Annotated in this window: 16 protein-coding genes; 2 read left to right on the top strand and 14 right to left on the bottom strand. The window is 75.5% G+C overall.

The annotated features are described in order from the left end of the window. Positions 1 to 128: 128 nt before the first annotated feature. The 11 genes from LEP48_RS14815 to LEP48_RS14765 form a co-directional block, all read right to left on the bottom strand. Complete coding sequence (locus LEP48_RS14815) at positions 129 to 1,403, bottom strand: FAD-binding protein (protein ID WP_308009939.1); 1,275 nt, start codon at positions 1,401 to 1,403, stop codon at positions 129 to 131. A 77-nt stretch (positions 1,404 to 1,480) separates the two neighbouring features. Further along, positions 1,481 to 2,668 carry a winged helix DNA-binding domain-containing protein gene (locus LEP48_RS14810; protein WP_225563506.1) on the bottom strand — a complete coding sequence of 396 codons (1,188 nt, stop codon included), beginning with the start codon at positions 2,666 to 2,668 and terminating at the stop codon, positions 1,481 to 1,483. A gap of 22 nt (positions 2,669 to 2,690) precedes the next feature. Then, a complete protein-coding gene (locus tag LEP48_RS14805; RefSeq protein ID WP_225563505.1) occupies positions 2,691 to 3,059 on the bottom strand; it encodes an STAS domain-containing protein in 369 nt (122 codons plus the stop codon). Positions 3,060 to 3,229: 170 nt separating this feature from the next. Continuing rightward, complete coding sequence (locus LEP48_RS14800; RefSeq protein WP_225563504.1) at positions 3,230 to 3,742, bottom strand: aminoacyl-tRNA deacylase; 513 nt, start codon at positions 3,740 to 3,742, stop codon at positions 3,230 to 3,232. A 25-nt stretch (positions 3,743 to 3,767) separates the two neighbouring features. After that, positions 3,768 to 5,657 (bottom strand): M15 family metallopeptidase, encoded by a 1,890-nt coding sequence (locus LEP48_RS18870; protein ID WP_225563503.1) that lies wholly within the window; start codon positions 5,655 to 5,657, stop codon positions 3,768 to 3,770. Positions 5,658 to 5,845: 188 nt separating this feature from the next. Next, positions 5,846 to 6,544 (bottom strand): response regulator transcription factor, encoded by a 699-nt coding sequence (locus LEP48_RS14790; RefSeq protein WP_225563502.1) that lies wholly within the window; start codon positions 6,542 to 6,544, stop codon positions 5,846 to 5,848. After that, on the bottom strand, positions 6,544 to 7,938 hold the full coding sequence (locus LEP48_RS18865) for a sensor histidine kinase (RefSeq protein ID WP_225563501.1): 1,395 nt from the start codon (positions 7,936 to 7,938) through the stop codon (positions 6,544 to 6,546). The genes LEP48_RS14790 and LEP48_RS18865 overlap by 1 nt, the downstream gene beginning before the upstream one ends. 42 nt (positions 7,939 to 7,980) lie before the next feature. After that, positions 7,981 to 8,784, bottom strand: coding sequence for a hypothetical protein (locus LEP48_RS14780; RefSeq protein WP_225563500.1), 804 nt, complete (start codon positions 8,782 to 8,784; stop codon positions 7,981 to 7,983). 44 nt (positions 8,785 to 8,828) lie between these two features. Beyond that, entirely contained in the window at positions 8,829 to 9,656 is an 828-nt protein-coding gene (locus LEP48_RS14775; protein ID WP_225563499.1) for an ABC transporter permease subunit, read from the bottom strand. Then, positions 9,653 to 10,384 carry an ABC transporter ATP-binding protein gene (locus LEP48_RS14770; RefSeq protein WP_225563498.1) on the bottom strand — a complete coding sequence of 244 codons (732 nt, stop codon included), beginning with the start codon at positions 10,382 to 10,384 and terminating at the stop codon, positions 9,653 to 9,655. The genes LEP48_RS14775 and LEP48_RS14770 overlap by 4 nt, the downstream gene beginning before the upstream one ends. A gap of 175 nt (positions 10,385 to 10,559) precedes the next feature. Then, positions 10,560 to 12,008 carry a dicarboxylate/amino acid:cation symporter gene (locus tag LEP48_RS14765; protein WP_422723783.1) on the bottom strand — a complete coding sequence of 483 codons (1,449 nt, stop codon included), beginning with the start codon at positions 12,006 to 12,008 and terminating at the stop codon, positions 10,560 to 10,562. 459 nt (positions 12,009 to 12,467) lie between these two features. On the opposite strand from LEP48_RS14765, the gene LEP48_RS14760 reads away from it, so the two are divergent. Then, entirely contained in the window at positions 12,468 to 13,448 is a 981-nt protein-coding gene (locus LEP48_RS14760; RefSeq protein WP_225563497.1) for an arginase family protein, read from the top strand. 39 nt (positions 13,449 to 13,487) lie between these two features. Here the strand turns inward: LEP48_RS14760 and hutI are convergent, their stop codons facing one another. Genes hutI through hutH form a run of 3 tightly spaced genes read right to left on the bottom strand, consistent with a single transcriptional unit; the run spans position 13,488 to position 18,260 of the window. Continuing rightward, positions 13,488 to 14,774, bottom strand: coding sequence for an imidazolonepropionase (hutI, locus tag LEP48_RS14755; protein WP_225563496.1), 1,287 nt, complete (start codon positions 14,772 to 14,774; stop codon positions 13,488 to 13,490). Positions 14,775 to 14,776: 2 nt separating this feature from the next. Next, the gene (gene hutU, locus LEP48_RS14750) at positions 14,777 to 16,510 is read right to left on the bottom strand and encodes a urocanate hydratase (protein ID WP_225563495.1); all 1,734 of its coding nucleotides are present in this window, start codon (positions 16,508 to 16,510) and stop codon (positions 14,777 to 14,779) included. Positions 16,511 to 16,526: 16 nt separating this feature from the next. Further along, positions 16,527 to 18,260 carry a histidine ammonia-lyase gene (gene hutH / locus LEP48_RS14745; protein ID WP_225563494.1) on the bottom strand — a complete coding sequence of 578 codons (1,734 nt, stop codon included), beginning with the start codon at positions 18,258 to 18,260 and terminating at the stop codon, positions 16,527 to 16,529. 152 nt (positions 18,261 to 18,412) lie between these two features. Between hutH and LEP48_RS14740 the strand changes: the two genes are divergently transcribed. After that, on the top strand, positions 18,413 to 19,174 hold the full coding sequence (locus LEP48_RS14740) for an IclR family transcriptional regulator (protein ID WP_225563493.1): 762 nt from the start codon (positions 18,413 to 18,415) through the stop codon (positions 19,172 to 19,174). The last annotated feature ends 43 nt before the right edge of the window (positions 19,175 to 19,217 follow it).

The raw sequence follows: 19,217 nt of genomic DNA, 5'->3' as shown, positions 1-19,217 counted from the left end.
CGCGTCAAACGTGTCTCACGAGCGATGATGCGCGCATCCGGCCCTCTCGGCATCCGAAGCCGGCCCGGCGTGCCGCGGATCCGACGGCGGATCGGCGTCGTCGTACCGCCGTCCGCGGGCGACGCCGGTCAGTCGGCGAGCAGGCGCCCCACGAGGCCCCCGCGCAGGCGACCCTCCGGGTCGAGCCGGTCGGCGAGCTGCCGGAAGTCCGCGAACCGGGGGTACAGCTCCGCCTGGTCGCGCGCGTCGACGGTGCTCACCTTGCCCCAGTGCGGCCGCGCACCCAGCGGCATCAGCGCCCGCTCGACGTCGGGCAGCACGGCCAGCACCTCGGCGGGCCGCGACAGCCAGGTGAAGTGGAAGCCCACGGACGGCTCGTCGAACGGGCTCAGCCACAGGTCGTCGGGCGCGATCGTGCGGATCTCGCTGGTCTGCAGCAGCGGGCCCACCGTGGCCGAGATCGCGCGCATCGCCTCGACGGCGGCCCCCAGCTTCCGCCGCGGGAACAGGTACTCCGACTGGATCTCGTCGCCCGCCGACGGCGTGAACTCGAGCCGGAAGTGGCTCAGCCGGTCGTTCCACGGCCCCGCGACGCCGAGTTGCTCGGTGCACGCCGCCGGGTCCACGCCGGGCAGCGGGTGCACGGGCGCGCCGGCCCACGACCGGACGGAGGCCGGCACGTCCGGGCGGTTCCCGCCGTCGGCCCCCGCCAGCGACTTGAACCACACGTGCCGCACGTCCGGCTCGTCCCAGCTCGTGAAGGCGCTCACCGAGTACGCCGACCCGGTGATCGCGTCGAAGTCGCTCACGAACGCGTCCCACGGCACGTGGGCCGCCACGTCCTGCCGCACGGCGTAGGTGGGCACGGTGAGCAGCTCCACCCGCGTCACGACGCCGAGCGCGCCGAGGGACACCACGCAGCCGCCGAACACGTCCGGGTGCTCGTCGCGGGTCAGGCGCCGCAGCTCGCCGTTCGGCGTCATGAGCTCCAGGCCGACGACAGAGCTCGCGAGACTCTGGTTCGCGTCGCCAGACCCGTGCGTCGCCGTGGCGACCGCACCCGCGATGGAGATGTGCGGCAGGGAGGCCAGGTTCCCCAGGCCGCGGCCCGTGGCGTGCAGGCCGCGCGACACCTCGCCGTACCGCAGGCCGGCGTTGACCGACACGACGCCGGTCGACTCGCCGTCGGGCGTGAGCGGGTCCACCGCCGGGCGGCCGTCGTCGAGCGCGTCCACCTGGACGTGCACGCCGTGCGTGTCCGCGACGTCGTTGAACGAGTGCCGCGAGCCGAGAGCGCGCACGGGCTCGTCACCCGTGAGCACCTCCGCGAGCTGCTCGAGGCTGGTGGGGCGCACGAGCTCCCGCGCCGAGTACGTGAGGTTGCGAGCCCAGTTCTGATGCACGATCACCACCCTGCCATCTGGGCGCGGACGACGGAATCCGCCTCCGGGGGGATCCTCGGTCGTCCTTCCGACCGACCTCAGCGCGCCAGGTAGGCGCCGAGCTCGGCCGACTGCTCGTCGAGCGCGGCGCGCTCCGCAGGCGTCGGGTCGCGCATCCACTGCACCTCGACGGGGTGCTCGGCGTCGACCGCACGGCCCGCTGGCCACCGCCAACGACCCGCGACGACGCCGTCCACCAGGACCGTGTGGACGAACGACCCCGTCCGGTCCGGCAGCGGCAGCGCGGGGTCGAGGACGACGTGCCGCGTCTCGCGGTAGGACAGGAGGAGCTCGTCGTACGCCTGGAGGAGGTCCACGACCGGGCCGGCGCGCGAGGGGACGGGGATCCCCGCGCCGGACCACCGCTCAGCGGTCTCGCGCGTGGCGACCAGCTCCAGGCCCTCCAGGTCGCCGGCGCCGGGCAGCCGCACCACCTCCCCCGCGTCCTCGAGCACCGCGAGCCCGCGGCGCAGGGCGCTGACGGTGATGTCGCTCCACAGGCGCAGGTCGTTCACCGTCGCGAAGGCGCGCGCCGGCAGGTAGCGCCGCCACAGCTCCAGCACGGCCTCCTGGGCGTCGTACCGCTCGCCGAGCGGCCCGTACCCCGACGGGACGCGGTCGTCGAACGCCGCATAGGTCTGGTGCTGCGTGGGCCGGCCCTCCGTGGGCGGTCCGCTGATGACCAGGCGGCCGATCTCGGCCCGGATGAGCACGTGCGTGAACACGACCCCCGGCGCGTCCGCGGCCAGCAGCCCGCGAGCGACGAGCGCCTCCTTGAGCTCGGCGCGGGTCCGCGGCCCGTCGGCCACCTCGGCCGCGACGGCGTCGACGCCGGGGCCCAGGTCGCCCATCCCCCAGCTCCGCTCCGTGGACGCCACGAGCCGTGCCACGCGCTCGCCCGTGAGCCGGACCAGCCAGCGGGCGTCGTCGGGCCGCAGCAGGTGCCAGGTGGGGCGGAGCACGTGCGTGCGCAGCACCTCGCCGGCGGCGAGCAGGGCGTTGGCCTCCGTGCGACCGGGAGACGACGTCGCGCCGGGAGACGGGGCGACCCGGCGCGACAGGCCCCACAGCGCGGGCTGCAGCTCCTGTCCCTGCACGGCCAGCAGGTGCGCGACGGCCGACGTCAGGTCCTGCGCGCCGCCCGCGACGTCCGGCCGCAGGTGCAGCGCGTCGAGGCGAGCCGCGCGCACCCGCGCGGAGTCGACGGCGGCGAATGTCAAGGTCATCCGAGGGCGGCGGGCGGCGGCGTCAGCCGACGCGGCCCGTCGGCTCCGACGCGTCGACGGGGATCCGGCCGCCCATGCCGACCATCTCCAGCACCTCGGACACGGCGTCGGACGGGTCGCGGAGGCGCACCGGCGTCCCGGTCTCCTGACCGAGCATGTACACCTGCAGGATGAAGGCGATGCCCGACGAGTCGATGAAGGTGACGTCGCGGACGTCGAGCACGATCGGGCGCACCGTGCCTCGCACCGCCAGCGCCGCCATGGCGTCGCTCGCGGCCTCGCGCAGCGCCGCGTCCACCTCGCCCCACAGGGTCAGGACGGTCGCGTCGTCGGAGTTGCGTGTCGAGATGCCCGAGCTGGGCTCCGGCTCAGTGCTGATGTCGATGTCCATGTCGTCGTGAAGCTCCCGTACGTGCGAATGCCGATCGGCGAGCGGGTCCCTCGGATATGGCTCCGAACAACGGGCCCGCGTCGAGTGTTCCCCCGCCGTGTGGATTCGTCCACCCTCACCGGGTGGCGTCCGTCCGCTGCCGGTCATGGTCTCACCCCCAGGGGCACACCTCATCCCGAGGGTTCCGGGTCCGTGACGTCGGCGACCTGGGCGCCGAGCACGCGCACCATCTCCGCGCCGTCGAGCGTGGCCGCCACCCCGTGCCCGCCGGCCCCGACCGAGACCTTGCCGGCGACGCGCAGGTCCGCGACCACCGGCCACGGTGTCGTCGAGCCGAACGGCGTGATCGTGCCGCGCTCGTAGCCCGTGACGTCCCGCGCGACGTCCTTGTCCGGCATCGACAGCCGGGTCACGCCCAACAGCGCCCGGAGGCGGGGCCAGGCGATCGTGCGGCCGCCCGGCACGAGGACGAAAAGGAAATCACCCTCGCCCCGGCGCACCACGATGCTCTTGACGATCTGTTCCGGCGACACGCCGCGGACCCGCGCCGCCTCCTCGAGGGATGCCACCCGGCCGTGCCGCACCAGCTCGAACGGGATCCCCGACGCCTCCAGCGCCTGCCGGGACCGCCGCTCGCCGTCCGTCTCGGTGCGCGGCCCGTCGGCAGCGGCCGGGCCGCTCATCGTGCGGCGCGCCGGGACGACGGCGTCACGCGTCGTCCTCGTCCTGCTTGGCCGCCAGGTCGTGGGCGGCGTCCGTGGCGCAGTCATTCTCGTCATCCGTACCGCAGTCGACGCCGTCGCTCTCCGGCTCCTCGCTCTCGGGCTCCGCCGCGTCGGTGTCCGTGCCCTCCGCGTCGGGATCCGAGGCCTCGGAGTCCTCGGTCTCCGCCGCCGCATCGTCCGTCGGGCACTGCTCGCCGCCTTCTGCTCCCTCGTCGCCCTCGTCGCCCTCGTCGCCCTCGTCGCCCTCGTCGCCCTCTTCACCCTCGCCGCCGTCCGCCGGGGGGTCGGTCGGCTCCGGATCGGACGGCTCCTCGGTCGGGTCCGTGGGCGTCGGGGTCGGGGTCGGAGTCGGCTCGGTCGGCTCCTCGGTCGGGTCCGTGGGCGTCGGGGTCGGCTCCTCCGTCGGCTCCTCCGTCGGCTGCTCGGTCGGGTCCGTGGGCGTCGGGGACGGAGACGGGGTCGACGGCTCGGTGGGGGTCGGGGCGGGCGTGGGCGCCGGCTTCGCGGGCGTCTTCTTGTCGGTGTCCTTGCCGGCGGGCTTCTTCGTGCTGTCCTGGGGCTTGTCCGCGCCGGTCCTGGAGGTGTCCTTGCTGCCGTCGTCGGACGGGGTGCCGGCCGGCTTCGTCGGACCGTCCTCACTCGCGTCCCGCACCCGCACGCCGACGTCGGAGGCGTTCTGCGCGCGGTCCGGGATGGCACCGGCGGCGAAGAACTCGAAGTGCCACGGCTCGGGCTTGGAGCCGTTCGGACGCGCCCACGAGGGGTTGTCCCAGCCGAAGTCGGGTCCGTGCACGCGCAGCCACACGTACTCGGCGGACGCGCCGCCCGCGATCGGGTTCGACAGGTCGACGGCGAGGCCCCAGCCGTGGTTCGACGTGCCGGGCACCGCGGCAAGGTGAGGCTTGGTGATCTTGAGCCGGACCTGCACCTCGAACGGGCGGTACGAGTCGGTCATCGGGATCGGGGACCCGAACTCCTTCTCGTACAGCTCGTTCAGGGCCGTGAGCTGATCGGCCGCGTCGCACCGCAGCATGTGGCCGGGGGCGAAGTCGAGGGGGCACAGCGCCGATGTCGGGATGCGTCCGTTCGCGAACCCGGACGTGCTGCCCGCGTACTTCGCGACGACGGCGCGCAGGCTCGCCGTGAGGACCGCCGCGCTCCCGTCGGCGCCGCCGGCCGGGACGATCGCCGAGACGCCGATCGCCGTCGACGGGTCGAGCAGCCCGGCGAGACGCGTCGCGGCGACCACGACGTCGTCGAACGTGACCTCGTCGGCCTCGTGGTCGCGTGCCTCAGCCTCGTCGTCCGCGAAAACCTCGCCGGCGGGAGCCTCGTCGTCCGGCTCCGCACCCTGGCCGAGGCCCACGACGCGGGCGACGGGCCGAACCGTGACCGGCGTCTGCGCCGGCGCCTCCGTCTCGGGCGCCAGCACCGGAGGCGCGAGCGACGCGGCCTGGTCCCCGTCGGACGGCGCCGCGAACGTGCGCAGCCCTTCCACGACGCTCTCCTGGTGGCCGAGGTAGCTGCTCAGGAGCATGCCCAGCTCGGCGGCCGCCTGCTCGATCTGCGGCGTCATCTCGACCCCGGCGTCGTGGGCGGCCAGCTCGGCGCGCTCGAGGACGTCCAGGACCTCGTCGACGGTCGTCGGCCGGTCGTTCGCCGACCCGATCATCCCGACGGACACGCCCTCGCCCGTCGGGCTGCCCGCACCCTGCGCGGGCAGCTCCTGGTCCGCGTGCAGCAGCGCCTGGTCGGAGGGCGAGCCGATCACCGGGAGTGCGACGAGGCCGACCGCGAGGAAGCCGGCCGCCATGCCGGAGCCGAGCAGGCGCAGCAGCCGCCGTCCGGACGTCCGCGACCCAGGGCGTTCCACCTGGTCAGCGCCTTGCGCAAGCGTCACGACCGCGAACCTCCCTTGGCCTCGATGCGGCAGCGCTCGCATCTTTGCACATCGGCCCGCGCACGGATGACGCGGGCGACCACATCGTGTTCCTACTGTGCGCCAGGCTGCCGCGCCATGCCACCCGCCAGAGCAGAATTCACTCAACGGTCATCGCGGGGTCAGCGGGTCCTGAACCCCTGGCCCGGCTCGACGAGCCCGCACTCGTACGCGGCGATCACGGCCTGCACCCGGTCCCTGACGGCGAGCTTGGCCAGGACGTTCCCGACGTGGGTCTTCACGGTCGTCGCCGACAGGACGAGACGTTCCGCGATCTCGGCGTTGGACAGCCCGTCCGCGATCCCGCGCAGCACGTCGAGCTCGCGGGGCGTGAGCGCACGCAGCCGCGGGTCCAGCCCGTCCCCCGCGGCGTCGCCGTCGTCCGGCTGCCCGGAGGGCAGGTGCCGCGCGAACAGGTCGAGCATGCGGCGCACGACGCGCGGCGCGACGACCGAGCTCCCCGTCGCCACCGTCCTGATCGCGTCGAGGAGCTCGTCGGGGCGCGCGTTCTTCAGGAGGAACCCGCTCGCCCCGGCGCGCAGCGCGGCGAACGCGTACTCGTCGACGTCGAAGGTGGTCAGCACGAGCACACGCACCGCCGGGTGCTCCGCGACGATGCGCCGCGTGGCCTCGATGCCGTCCATGCGCGGCATGCGGATGTCCATGAGCACGACGTCCGGGGCGAGCGCGGCGACCTGCTCGATGGCGCTCGCGCCGTCCGACGCCTCACCGACGACGTCGAGGTCGTCGGTGGACTCGATCACGAGGCGGAAGCCCATGCGCAGCAGCGCCTGGTCGTCCACGAGCAGCACCGTGGTCATCACCGGTCTCCTTCGTCGTCCTCGGGGCGGGGGTCGGTCCGTTCGTCCCAGGGCAGCACGACGCGGACCCGCCACCCGCCGCCCGCCCGGGGGCCGGCGTCGACACGCCCGCCGAGGAGCGCAGCCCGCTCCCGCATCCCGAGGATGCCGCGGCCGCTGCCACCACCGGACGGCGGCCGCGTGCCGCCGTCGTCGAGCACCTCCACCTCGACCGTGCCCGTGCCGCGCTCCACGGCGACGTGCACGCCGGACGTGCCGGGCGCGTGCCGGAGCACGTTGGTCAGGCCCTCGGTCACGATGCGCACGACGGCGAGGCGCAGCGAGGTGTCCGGCGGCAGCGGGGTGTCGAGGCCGCGCGCGGTCACGGGCAGCCCGGCGGCGCGGAACCGCTCGACGACAGCACCGAGGTCCGTCCCGACGGGCTCCGTCCCCGGGTCGGCGGGTGCGGCGTCGTCGTCACCGGGGTCGAGGGCGCCCAGCACCCGCTGCAGGTCCGACAGCGCCTCCCGGCCGGTGCGGGACAGCTCCCGCAGCGCCTCGCGGGAGCGCTCGGGCGCACGGTCGAGCGCGGCGCCCGCCCCGTCGGAGAGCGCCACCATGACGGAGACGCTGTGCGCGACCACGTCGTGCATCTCGCGGGAGATGCGGGCGCGCTCCGACGTGCGCGCGATCGCGGCGCTCTGGTCCCGGTCCCGCGCCATCGCCTCGTACCGCTCGACGATGTCCAGGGCGTGCAGGCGGCGGGCCCGCACCGCCGAACCGGCGGCGACACCCAGCACCAGGAGCGCCAGCAGGAGGGACACCGAGGCCGAGCGCCGGCCGGCCGAGAAGGGTGGCTCGTCGAGCTGCCGGGCCGGTTCGCCCGCGGGATCCATGATCGGCTCGCTCCACAGCAGGATCTCCGCGAGGCCGATCTCCTGCCACGACCACATCGCCACCGACAGCACGGCGAACACGGCCGCGCAGACGGCCCAGGCGGTCCCGGGGCTGCGGGCGTCCGCCACGGCGTACAGCGCACCCGCGAGACAGACCCCCAGCACCCCCAGCACGCCCGCGAGCGCGAGCGAGGCGGCGGACAGCGCCACCAGCGCCACGACGACCGCGAGCGGCCGTCGGCGACGCAGGGTCAGGAGGCCCGCACCGGCGACCGTGCCGGCCAGCGACGCCGCCGGCACCCGCCATCCGGCAGGGTCGCCCGGCCGGTACAGGCCGATGCGGGTGGACCCCTCGACGGTCTGCAGGGCGAGCGCCGCGGCGAACAGCCCGAGCAGCAGCACGAGCCCGAGGAGGGCCACGTCGGCGACCCACGGCCGGGACGCGAGCAGGCGCCGCACCGGGCCCTGGTGCTGCACCTGCCCCGCGGTGAGGGCGCCGGCCGCGCGGTGGGTCGTCACGTCCCCCACTCTCCCACCGCCCGTCACGACCGCTCCCCGCGCTCAGACGACGTCGCCACGGCGCAGCCGGAGCGCGGCGGCGGCGAGCAGGCCGGCCACCCACAGTCCGAGGACGACGCCCCCGCCCCACGGCCCGAGGTCGGGGCCGAGGCTCGCCGCGTCCAGGGACGCCAGCCCTGCGTCGTCGAGCAGCAGGCGCGACCCGGCGCCCGGCAGGAGGGCGCGGACCGTGTCGGTCACCCGACCCGGGTTCGTCGCGAGCAGGTGGTCCACGACGACGAGCAGCAGCGCGGCCGCACCGAACGCCGCCGCGGGACGGCGCAGCAGGGCACCGAGGCCGAGCCCCAGGAGGGCCACGCCCGTCAGCGAGAGCACGTACCCGGCGAGGACCCGGGCGGTCTCGCCGTCCCCGAGGTCGAGCGCCAGCCCCGAGCCCGCCCGCACGCCGGCCGTCGCCCATGCCGCCGCGGCGACGGCGGCGGCCGCGGTGCCGAGCGCGACGACGGCCGTCACGGCCACCTGCGCCGCGAGCACCGGCAGCCGCCGGGGGACGGCGGTGAACGTCGTCGTCGCGGTGCCGGCGCCGTACTCGCCCGCACCCACCAGCACGCCCAGCACCAGCGGTCCGAGCTGGACGAGCAGGTGCCCCGAGACGACCAGCGTGGCCCCGCTGCCGCCGTCCCCCGGCCGCAGGAACATCCCGAGCACTGCCGCGAGCGCCGCCGCTGCGGCGACGGTGGCCACGACGACCCACACCGGCGCGCGCAGGCCGGCCAGCTTGGTCCACTCCGAGGCGACCACGCGGGTCACGGTGACGCCGGCGTGCCCGGCGACCGTCCGCCTCACCGGGACTCTCACCAGGACTCTCACCAGGGCTCTCACCGGGACTCTCACCGGGACCCGGTCAGGTCCCGGCCGCGCAGGCGCGCCGCCGCCGCGGCCAGCGGCACGAGGATCCACGCGAGGAGGACGAGCCCGCCGCCCCACGGGCCGAGGTCGGGGGCCCCCTCGACACCGCCTGTCCCCGGCGGGGTCGCCAGGAGCGCGCCCGCGCCGCTCGGCAGCAGGGTGACGACGGTGTTGACCGTGTCCTGGAGGCTGGTGCTCCCCGCCGCGCCCGCCATCGGGTCGGTCCCGGCGTCGGCCGCCAGCACGAGCGCGATCGGCAGCACGAGGGCCACGGCGACCACGGCCACGACGGACGGCACCGGACGGCGCAGCAGCGCCCCGACCCCGAGGCCGAGCAGGGCAAGCCCCACGAGGAAGGCCACCATGCCCACCAGGACCTGCGGCGTCCCGTCCGACGTCAGGTCGAGGGCGATCCCTCGCGACGCGGCGGGCGGCAGGAGGGCGACCACGGCGGCGCCGACGGCCAGGAGGGCGGTGACCAGCGCCACCGCGGCCGTGACGAGGGTCTGGGCCGCGAGGACGGGGAGCCGGCGCGGGACCGCGGTGAACGTCGCGCGGTACGTGCCGGAGCCGAACTCCCCCGTCCCGACGAGGACGCCCAGGATCAGGGGGCCCACCTGGGCGAGCACGAGGCCCGCCGTGAGCGAGTCGATCGGGTCGAACCCCGGGTCCACGGACGACGCGTTCGCGGCGGCGTACGTCAGGAGGCCGGACACCACGACGGTGGCGACGACGATCGCGGCGGGGCCACGGAGGCCGGAGAGCTTGGTCCACTCGGAGGCGACGACGCGCCGCAGGGTCACCGTCATCGGACGTCACCGCCCCGGTACTGCACCGCGCCGGCGGTGAGCTGCAGGTAGGCCTCCTCGAGGGATCCGCCCTCGGTGCCGTCGACGAGCTCGGGCACGGTCGCGTCCGCGAGCAGCCGGCCCTGGCCGATGACGACGACCCGGTCGGCGCACAGGGCGAGCTCGTGCATCAGGTGGGAGGAGAGCAGGACGGTGCGGCCCTCGGCGGCGAGGCGGCGCACCAGGTCGCGCACCCACAGGACACCGTCGGGGTCGAGCCCGTTGACCGGCTCGTCGAGGATCAGCGTCCCCGGGTCGCCGAGCAGCGCGCCGGCGATGCCGAGCCGCTGGCCCATGCCGAGCGAGAACGTGCCCGCCCGGCGGTGCGCCACGGCCTCGAGCCCGGTGAGGGCGATCACCTCGTCCACGCGGGACCGGGGGATGCCGTGGGTGCGCGCCTGCGCCAGCAGGTGGCGGAACGCGGTGCGCCCGGGGTGCGCGGAGCGGACGTCGAGCATGACGCCGACGGTGCGCAGCGGTGCGGCGAGCTCGGCGTACGGGCGGCCGTCGACCGTCGCCGTGCCGGACGTGGGCCGCTCGAGGCCCACGATCATCCGCATCGTCGTGGACTTGCCCGCGCCGTTCGGCCCGAGAAACCCCGTCACCGCCCCGGACGGTGCCGTGAACGTCAGCCCGTCCACGGCCGTGGTGGGCCCGTAGCGCTTGGTGAGCGCCGTCACTGAGATCATGCGTCCTCCTGGTGTCGGCGGCGTGCGTCGGTGTCGTGCCGCCCGTCGTCGTCGACGGTAGGGACGCACCGCACGGCGCCGTCACCTGCGCACGGCCGAGATCGGCGGCCGCACGACCTCCTCCTCGAGGAGGAGGTCGTCCACCCGAGGGCCCCCGCTCACAACGACCTCAGGGTCAGCCGCGCGCGGTGGCCTCCGCCAGCTCACGCTCGGCGGGCGCCTCGGCGGCGTCCGCGGACTCCGGCTCGTCGTCGGCGAACAGGTGCTCCGCCGACGCGGCGCGGAACCGCTCGAGGTCGAGGATGCCCTCGCGCTTGGCGACGATCGTCGGCACCAGAGTCTGGCCCGCGACGTTCACCGCGGTGCGGCCCATGTCGAGGATCGGGTCGACGGCGAGCAGCAGCCCGACGCCCGCGAGCGGCAGCCCCAGCGTCGACAGCGTCAGCGTGAGCATGACCATCGCGCCGGTGAGGCCGGCGGTCGCCGCCGAGCCCACCACGGAGACGAACGCGATGAGCAGGTAGTCCGTTACCGACAGGTCGACGCCGAAGATCTGCGCCACGAAGATCGCCGAGATCGCGGGGTAGATCGAGGCGCAGCCGTCCATCTTGGTGGTGGCACCCAGCGGCACGGCGAACGACGCGTACTCGCTCGGGACGCCGAGGTTGCGCTCGGTGACGCGCTCCGTCACGGGCAGGGTGCCGATCGAGGAGCGGGACACGAACGCGAGCTGGATCGCCGGCCACGCGCCGCGGAACCAGGACAGGACGCTCAGGCCGTTGACTCGCAGCAGCACCGGGTAGACGACGAACAGCACCAGGGCGAGGCCCACGTAGACCGCCGCCGCGAACGACGCGAGCGAGCGCAGCGACTCCCAGCCGTACGTCGCGACGGCGTAGCCGATGAGGCCCATCGTGCCCAGCGGTGCCAGGCGGATGATCCACCACAGCACCTTCTGCACGATGGCGAGTGCGGACCGGTTGAACGCCAGGAACGGGTCCGCCTTGGCGCCCGACTTGAGCGCCGCGATGCCGATGACGAGCGCGACCACGAGGATCTGCAGCACGTTGAAGCTCACGCCCGTCTCGGCGCTGAGCGCGCCGTCGGCGCCCGCCTCGACCGACGTCGAGGCGCCCAGGCCCAGCACGTTGCTCGGGATCAGGCCGTTGAGGAAGTCCAGCCACGTGCCGGTGCGCGACGGCTCGGCGGCGTCCGCCGTCGTGAGCGTCGTGGTGTTGCCGGGCTGGAACACGAGGCCCAGGCCGATGCCGATGGCCACGGAGATCGCGGCGGTGATCGCGAACCACAGCAGGGTCTGGCCGGCCAGGCGGGCGGCGTTCGTGACGGTGCGCAGGTTGGCGATCGACGCGACGATCGCCGTGAAGATCAGCGGCGGCACGATCGCCTTGAGCAGGGTGACGAACGACGAGCCGATGGTGTCGAGCGTCGTGGTCAGGCCGTTGGGCGTCTCGCCGTCGGCCTGCGGGCCCAGGGCCAGGGCCGCCCAGCCGAGCAGCACGCCGAGCACCAGGCCCAGCAGGATCTGGACGGAGAACGAGGGAAGACGCAGTCCGCGGGCACGCGCAGACGTGCCGGGGATCTTCGCCGTGGAGGTGCGGGACACGAGGGAACCTTTCGCCTCTGGTGCCGGGTGGCACCGGGGATGGCGGCGCGCAAGGGTAGGGGCGCCGTCGGGCAGGGGACGTCGTCCGGGGACGACGGGCGCACGGACGCGTGCGGCGGGCGCTCACAGGCCGGGGCGGTCGGGGCGGCGCGGTCGTCAGGGGACGACGGCGGTCACCGAGGACCAGGGATCGGCAGGCGCCGGGGTGCTACGCCGTCGGCGTCGACGGCGGTCAGCGAAGGGTCAGCGACACAGCGCGCTGGCGACGCGACGGAAGTCGACATCGAGGCGCGCGGTGAGGAGGTTCCTCACGGGGACGCTGACGGTCACGGGATCTCCAACGGAGTCGTGGGCGATACGGCGCGGGCCGGTGACCCGCGGACACGAGGAGGCTAGCAGCGTCGAGGCGCCGATGCTCCCCCACGTGACCGTCGTCATACGCCGACGTACTGTCGCCGGGTGAGCACCCCACCCCTGCCCCACGACCCGCTCTGGCCGCGTGCGGGCGGCTGGCCTGGTCCGTCGCCGGACGCCGCCACCCCCGGGCCGACGGCCGACCTCGCGCTGCTCGGCGTCGGGACGTGGCGCACGTCTCTGTCCGCGACCGGCGCGCACGCCACGCCTGCCGCCGTGCGGGACGCGCTGCGGCGGTACGGCCCCGCCCTGGTGCGCGGCCCGGGCGGCGACCCCGTCGACCTGGGCGCCCTGGCCGTCGTCGACCACGGCGACGTCCACGAGCCCGACGGGCCCGACGGCGAGGCGCGGGCGCGCGACGCCGTCGCCGCCGCGCTCGCCGGGGCACGGGCGTTGGTGGCGCTCGGGGGCGACAACGCGCTCACCGTGCCCGTCGCGCTCGGGGCGTGGGGCGAGACGCTGGCGACGGCCGGGCTGGTCACCTTCGACGCCCACCACGACCTGCGCGACGGCGTCTCCAACGGCTCGCCCGTGCGCCGGCTCGTCGAGGCGGGGCTGGACCCGTCCCGCGTCGTGCAGGTCGGGATCGCGGACTTCGCGAACTCGGCGGCGTACGTGCGGCGGGCGCGGGACCTGGGGATCACGGTCGTGACGCTCGACGACGTGCGGCGCGCGGGTGGTCGGGACGGCATCGGCGGGCTCGACGACCTCGTCCGCGAGGCCCTCGACGTCGCCGGCGCTGCGGGCGGGCCCGTGCACCTGGACGTGGACGTCGACGTCTGCGACCGGTCCGTGGCGCCCGGGTGCCCGGCCAGCGTGCCGGGCGGGCTCGCGGCGTGGGAGCTGCGCGCGCTGGTGCGCGCCGCCGCGCAGGACGAGCGCGTGCGGTCCGTCGACGTCGCCGAGGTGGACGCCACCGCCGACGCTCCCGACGGCCGCACGGTGCGCCTCGCGGCGCTGTGCGTCCTCGAGGTCCTCGCCGGCGTCGCCCTCCGCCGAGACAGCGAGGCCACCCCGCCGAGATAGAGAGCCCACCCTGCCGAGATAGAGAGGCCTGACGACTCTCTATCCCGGCGCGGTTCGACCGGACCGGCCCACCACCTGGTGGCCGTCCCTCCAGACCGCGTGCACCAGCGGCACGCCGGGGCGGTACGCCAGGTGCGTGCGCGACGGCGCGTCCAGGACCACGACGTCGGCGCGGGCGCCACGGCCCAGGTGCCCGACGTCGTCACGACGCAGGGCACGCGCGCCGCCCGCGGTGGCGGCCCAGACGGCCTCCGCCACGGTCATCCCCATCTCCCGCACGGCGAGCGCCACCATGAGCGGCATCGACGACGTGTAGCTCGACCCGGGGTTGCAGTCGCTGGCGATGGCGACCACCGCCCCCGCGTCGAGCAGCCGCCGTGCGTCGGGGTACGGGTGCCGGGTGGAGAACTCGACCCCGGGCAGCAGCGTCGCGACGGTCCCCTCGCCGTCCCGCCACGAGCCCGCGAGCGCCGCGACGTCGTCGTCCGACAGGTAGGTGCAGTGGTCCACGGACGCCGCACCGAGCTCGACGGCGAGACGCACGCCCTGGCCCGGGCCGAGCTGGTTCGCGTGGACCCGCACGCCGAGGCCCGCGGCGGCGCCTGCCGTCAGCACCCGCCGCGCCTGCTCGGGGGTGAACGCGCCGATCTCGCAGAAGACGTCGACCCACCTCGCGTGCGGGGCGCAGGCGGCGAGCATGTCACCGGTGACGAGGTCGACGTACGCGTCGCGGTCGGCGGGTGCGTCCCCCGCGGACCGGGTCGGCACGACGTGCGCGCCAAGGAACGTCACCTCCTCGGTGACCTCGCGGGCCAGCCGCACGGACCGCTCCTCGTCGGCGACGTTCAGCCCGTAGCCGCTCTTGACCTCGAGCGTCGTGGTGCCCTGCGCCAGCGCCTCGGCGACGTGCCGGCGCAGGTTGGCTCGCAGCGCGTCGTCCGACGCCGCGCGCGTCGCCGCGACCGTGGTGCGGATGCCGCCCGCCGTGTAGAGGCGCCCGGCCATGCGCGCCTCGAACTCGGCGGACCGGTCGCCCGCGAACACGAGGTGCGTGTGGCTGTCCACGAAGCCGGGGACGACGGCGCGGCCGTCCACCTCGACGACGCGGTCCGGCGCGCGCCCGAGCACGCGCTCCACCCCGGCCGCGCAGGCGCTCTCCGGGCCCGCCCAGGCCACGCGGCCGCCGTCGAGCAGCAGCGCGGCGTCGCGGACGACGCCGGTCGGGTCGTCGGGGCCGACGGCGCCGTCGGTCCCGGGCGCGTTCGTCGTCAGCTCGCCGATCCCGAGGATCAGCGTCGCATCCCCGGGATGTTCGACCTCCGGCACGTTCAGTCCTCCCGCTGCGGCTCGGTGACCCCTGTGACCCCGGTGACCCCGGCGTCCCCCGCCTCCAGCATGGGCACGCGCAGGCCGCCGCGCTCGGCGGCGGCCGTGGCGTCGTCGTAGCCGGCGTCGACGTGCCGCAGCACGCCGAGCCCCGGGTCGTTCGACAGCACGCGCGCCAGCTTCACGGCGGCCAGCGGCGTCCCGTCCGCCACGGAGACCTGCCCGGCGTGGATCGAGCGACCCATCCCGACGCCCCCGCCGTGGTGCAGCGACACCCAGGTCGCGCCCGACGACGCGGCGGTGAGAGCGTTGAGCAGCGGCCAGTCCGCGATGGCGTCGGAGCCGTCGGCCATGCCCTCCGTCTCCCGGTACGGGGACGCGACGGAGCCCGCGTCGAGGTGGTCGCGGCCGATGACGACCGGCGCGCTGACCTCGCCCGACGCGACCAGGTCGTTGAACGCGAGGCCCGCCCGGTCGCGCTCGCCGTGGCCGAGCCAGCAGATGCGCGCGGGCAGCCCCTGGAACGCGACCCGCTCCTGGGCCGCGCGGATCCACCGGTGCAGGTGGTCGTCGTCAGGGAAGAGGTCGAGCACGGCCCGGTCGGTGGCGGCGATGTCGCGGGGGTCCCCCGACAGGGCGGCCCAGCGGAACGGCCCCTTGCCCTGGGCGAACAGCGGCCGGATGTACGCGGGCACGAAGCCGGGGAATTCGAAGGCCCGGTCGTAACCGCCGCTGCGGGCCTCGTCACGCAGGGAGTTGCCGTAGTCGAACACCTCGGCGCCGGCGTCGAGGAAGCCGACCATGCCCTCCACGTGCCGAGCCATCGACTCGCGCGCCCGGTCGGTGAACTCCTCCGGCTTGGCGGCGGCGTAGTCGGCCCAGGCGTCGAGGTCGACGCCGAGGGGCAGGTACGACAGCGGGTCGTGCGCGGACGTCTGGTCCGTGACGACGTCCACCTCGACCCCGCGCTCCAGCAGCTCCGGCACGACGTGCGCGCTGTTGCCCACGACCCCGACCGACAACGCCCGCCTCGCGGCACGCGCCGCCGAGACCCGGCGCACGGCGTCGTCGAGCGAGTCCGCGACCTCGTCGAGGTAGCGCTCGCGCACCCGCCGCTCCAGGCGGGACCGGTCGACGTCGACCACCAGGCACACGCCGCCGTTGAGCGTCACCGCCAGGGGCTGCGCGCCGCCCATGCCGCCGCAGCCGCCGGTGAGCGTCAGCGTCCCGGCCAGGGTGCCGCCGAACCGCTTGGCCGCGACGGCGGCGAGCGTCTCGTAGGTGCCCTGCAGGATGCCCTGCGCGCCGATGTAGATCCACGAGCCGGCCGTCATCTGCCCGTACATCGTCAGGCCCTGGGCCTCGAGGCGGCGGAACTCGGGCCAGGTCGCCCAGTCGCCGACGAGGTTGCTGTTGGCGATCAGCACCCGGGGCGCCCACTCGTGGGTGCGCAGCACGCCGACGGGCTTGCCGGACTGGACCAGCAGGGTCTCGTCGTCGGCGAGCGTCGTCAGGGTGCGCACGATGGCGTGGTAGCTCGGCCAGTCGCGCGCGGCGCGGCCGGTGCCGCCGTAGACGACCAGGTCGTCGGGTCGCTCCGCCACCTCGGGGTCGAGGTTGTTCATGAGCATGCGCAGCGGCGCCTCGGTCTGCCAGCTGCGCGCGGTGAGGGTGGTGCCGCGCGGTGCGCGCACGGGGACCGGGGTGCCCCGGTCGTACGTCGTGGGGTGGGACATCGGTGTCTCCTTCGGTTCAGCTCAGCGGTCCGACGGCGGCGGCCGCGGCCGCGACGACCGCGCCGTCCGCCACCAGCCGGGTCGCGGCCTCGATCTCGGGTGCGAGGAAGCGGTCCGGTCCGGGCCCCTCGACGGCGGTGCGCAGCAGCGCGTGGACGGCCCCGGTGCCCTCGGCGGCCCGCCACCCTGGCGAGCCCGCGGAGCTGTCAGGCTCACGTGCATCACGACGTGCACCACGTCCTGACAACTCTCGCCCCGTGGAGTTGTCAGGCTCACGTGCATCGATGCGTGCACCACGTCCTGACAACTCTCGCCCCGACAGGTCAGCGAGGCGGAGGTCGAGGGCGCGTGCGGCGGTCATGAGCTCGATGGCGAGCACCCGGCCCAGCCCGTCGACGCCGCGGCGCAGCTTGCGGGCAGCGGCCCAGCCCATGGACACGTGGTCCTCCTGCATGGCCGACGACGGGATGGAGTCGACGCTCGCGGGCGCGGCGAGCCGCTTGAGCTCGCTCACGATCCCCGCGGCGGTGTACTGCGCGATCATCAGCCCGGAGTCGACGCCCGGGTCGTCGGCGAGGAACGGCGGCAGCCCCTCGTTGCGCGCCACGTCGAGGAACCGGTCGGTGCGACGCTCGCTCATCGCGGCGACGTCGGCCACGGCGACGGCGAGGAAGTCCAGCACGTAGGCGACGGGGGCGCCGTGGAAGTTGCCGTTCGACTCGACGCGGCCGTCCACCGTGACCACGGGGTTGTCGATGGCGGCGGCGAGCTCGCGGCCGGCGACGGACGCCGCGTGGTCCAGCGTGTCCCGCGCCGCGCCGTGCACCTGCGGGGCGCAGCGCAGCGAGTACGCGTCCTGGACGCGGGTGCACTCGGGGCGGCCGTCGGCGTCGAGCCGGCGGTGGCTCGCCACGACGGGCGACCCCGCGAGGAGCGCCCGGAGGTTCGCGGCCGACGCCGCCTGGCCGGGGTGGGGACGCATGCCGACCAGGTCCGCGGCGAACGGCGCGTCCGAGCCGAGGAGCGCCTCCACGCTGGAGGCCGCGGCGACGTCCGCCGTCGTGAGCAGGGAGCGCAGGTCCGCCAGGGCCAGGCACAGCATGCCGAGCATGCCGTCGGTGCCGTTGATGAGGGCCAGGCCCTCCTTCTCGCGCAGCTCCAGCGGGGCGATCCCCGCGGCCGCGAGCGCCTCGTCGGCGTCGCGGAGGACGCCGTCGTCGTCGCGGACCGGCCCCTCGCCGAGCGCGGCGAGCGCGACGTGCGCCAGCGGCGCGAGGTCGCCCGAGCAGCCGAGCGAGCCGTACTCGTGCACGACGGGAGTGAGCCGCGCGTTCAGCATCGCCGCGTACGTCTCGGCGACGACCGGCCGCGCGCCGGTGCGCCCGGTGGCGAGCGTGGCCAGCCGCAGCAGCTGCAGGGCGCGCACCACCTCGCGCTCCACCTCCGGGCCGGAGCCCGCGGCGTGCGAGCGCACGAGGCCGACCTGGAGCTGCGCCCGCTTCTCGGGAGGGATGTGCGTCCGGGCCAGCGCGCCGAAGCCGGTGGAGACGCCGTAGTGCGGACGGTCGTCGTTTGCGAGGTCGTCGACGACGGCGCGGCTGGCGGCCATCGCCTCGAGCGCACGGTCGGCGATGCGGACGGGGGCACCGTGGCGGGCGACGGCGACGACGTCGTCGACGGTGAGGGGCTCGCCGGTGAGCTCCACGTCGGCGACGGCGCCGGGGGCCGCCGAGGGGGTGGTGACGGTCATGCGGCCAGCACACACCGCCGCTGGGCGGCTGGACACCGGCCGGCGGGAAGTTCAGTCTGGTATCCCAGACACGCGCGGCGGCCGTGCCTCGTGTCCGCGGCCCGGCGGCCCCGGCGGCACGCGGGGCCCGACCTCGCGCGAAGGGAGGGACGATGGCGGACGTGCCGGCGGCGCGCAGCACGCTGCGGGTGCTCACCTACCTGGCGGCGCAGCCCGGGCCGTCCCCGGCGGCGGCCGTGGCCCAGCACCTGGGGCTGCCGCGCTCCACCGTCTACCACCTGCTGTCGGTGCTGGTCGACGAGGGGTTCGTGACGCACCTGCCGGAGGAGCACCGCTACGGCCTGGGCGTGGCCTCGCTCTCCCTCGGGTCGGCGTACACCCGCCAGGCGCCGCTCGCCCGCCTCGCGCGCCCGGTCGTCGCGCGCCTGGTCGAGACGACGGGCGAGAGCGCGCACCTCGCCGTCCTGCACGGGCGCGAGGTGCTCTACCTGGTGGAGCAGCGCGCCCCGCACCGGCCGTCGCTCGTCACCGACGTCGACGTGCGGCTGCCGGGCCACCTCACCGCCAGCGGCCGCGCCGTCCTCGCCCTGCTGCCCGCCGCGCAGGTGCGGGCGCTGTTCCCCAGCGCCGTCGCCCTGGCCGACCGGACCGGCGTCGGACCGCGCACGCTGCGTGACCTGCGCGAGGTGCTCCGTGACGTCCGGCGCCGCGGCCACGCCACCGAGGACGGCGAGGTGACGCCCGGCCTGGCGTCCGTCGCGCACGCCGCCCTCGACCACACGGGCTACCCGGTCGCGGGCGTCGCCCTGACGTTCTGGTCCGACGACGTCGACGACGCCCGCCGCGCGGAGCTGGCCGCGGCCGCCGGGCGGGCCGCCGCCGAGGTCAGCCGGCGCCTGGGCGCTCGCGGCTGACCGGTGCTGGCGAGGGCGCTCCGCCAACCCCGCTGGCCCTGAG

This window comes from Isoptericola luteus (assembly GCF_020297055.1).
GTDB lineage: Bacteria > Actinomycetota > Actinomycetes > Actinomycetales > Cellulomonadaceae > Isoptericola > Isoptericola luteus.
The sequence above is the reverse complement of the archived record's forward strand: the minus strand, read 5'-3'. Positions and strand labels throughout refer to the sequence as shown.

Bases quoted from the DNA above. Each gene is read 5' to 3' on its own strand.
- LEP48_RS14810 (WP_225563506.1), bottom strand. From the start codon at position 2,668: ATGACCTTGACATTCGCCGCCGTCGACTCCGCGCGGGTGCGCGCGGCT.
- LEP48_RS14805 (WP_225563505.1), bottom strand. From the start codon at position 3,059: ATGGACATCGACATCAGCACTGAGCCGGAGCCCAGCTCGGGCATCTCG.
- LEP48_RS14800 (WP_225563504.1), bottom strand. From the start codon at position 3,742: ATGAGCGGCCCGGCCGCTGCCGACGGGCCGCGCACCGAGACGGACGGC.
- LEP48_RS14790 (WP_225563502.1), bottom strand. From the start codon at position 6,544: ATGACCACGGTGCTGCTCGTGGACGACCAGGCGCTGCTGCGCATGGGC.
- LEP48_RS14775 (WP_225563499.1), bottom strand. From the start codon at position 9,656: ATGACGGTGACCCTGCGGCGCGTCGTCGCCTCCGAGTGGACCAAGCTC.
- LEP48_RS14770 (WP_225563498.1), bottom strand. From the start codon at position 10,384: ATGATCTCAGTGACGGCGCTCACCAAGCGCTACGGGCCCACCACGGCC.
- hutU (WP_225563495.1), bottom strand. From the start codon at position 16,510: ATGTCCCACCCCACGACGTACGACCGGGGCACCCCGGTCCCCGTGCGC.
- hutH (WP_225563494.1), bottom strand. From the start codon at position 18,260: ATGACCGTCACCACCCCCTCGGCGGCCCCCGGCGCCGTCGCCGACGTG.
- LEP48_RS14740 (WP_225563493.1), top strand. From the start codon at position 18,413: ATGGCGGACGTGCCGGCGGCGCGCAGCACGCTGCGGGTGCTCACCTAC.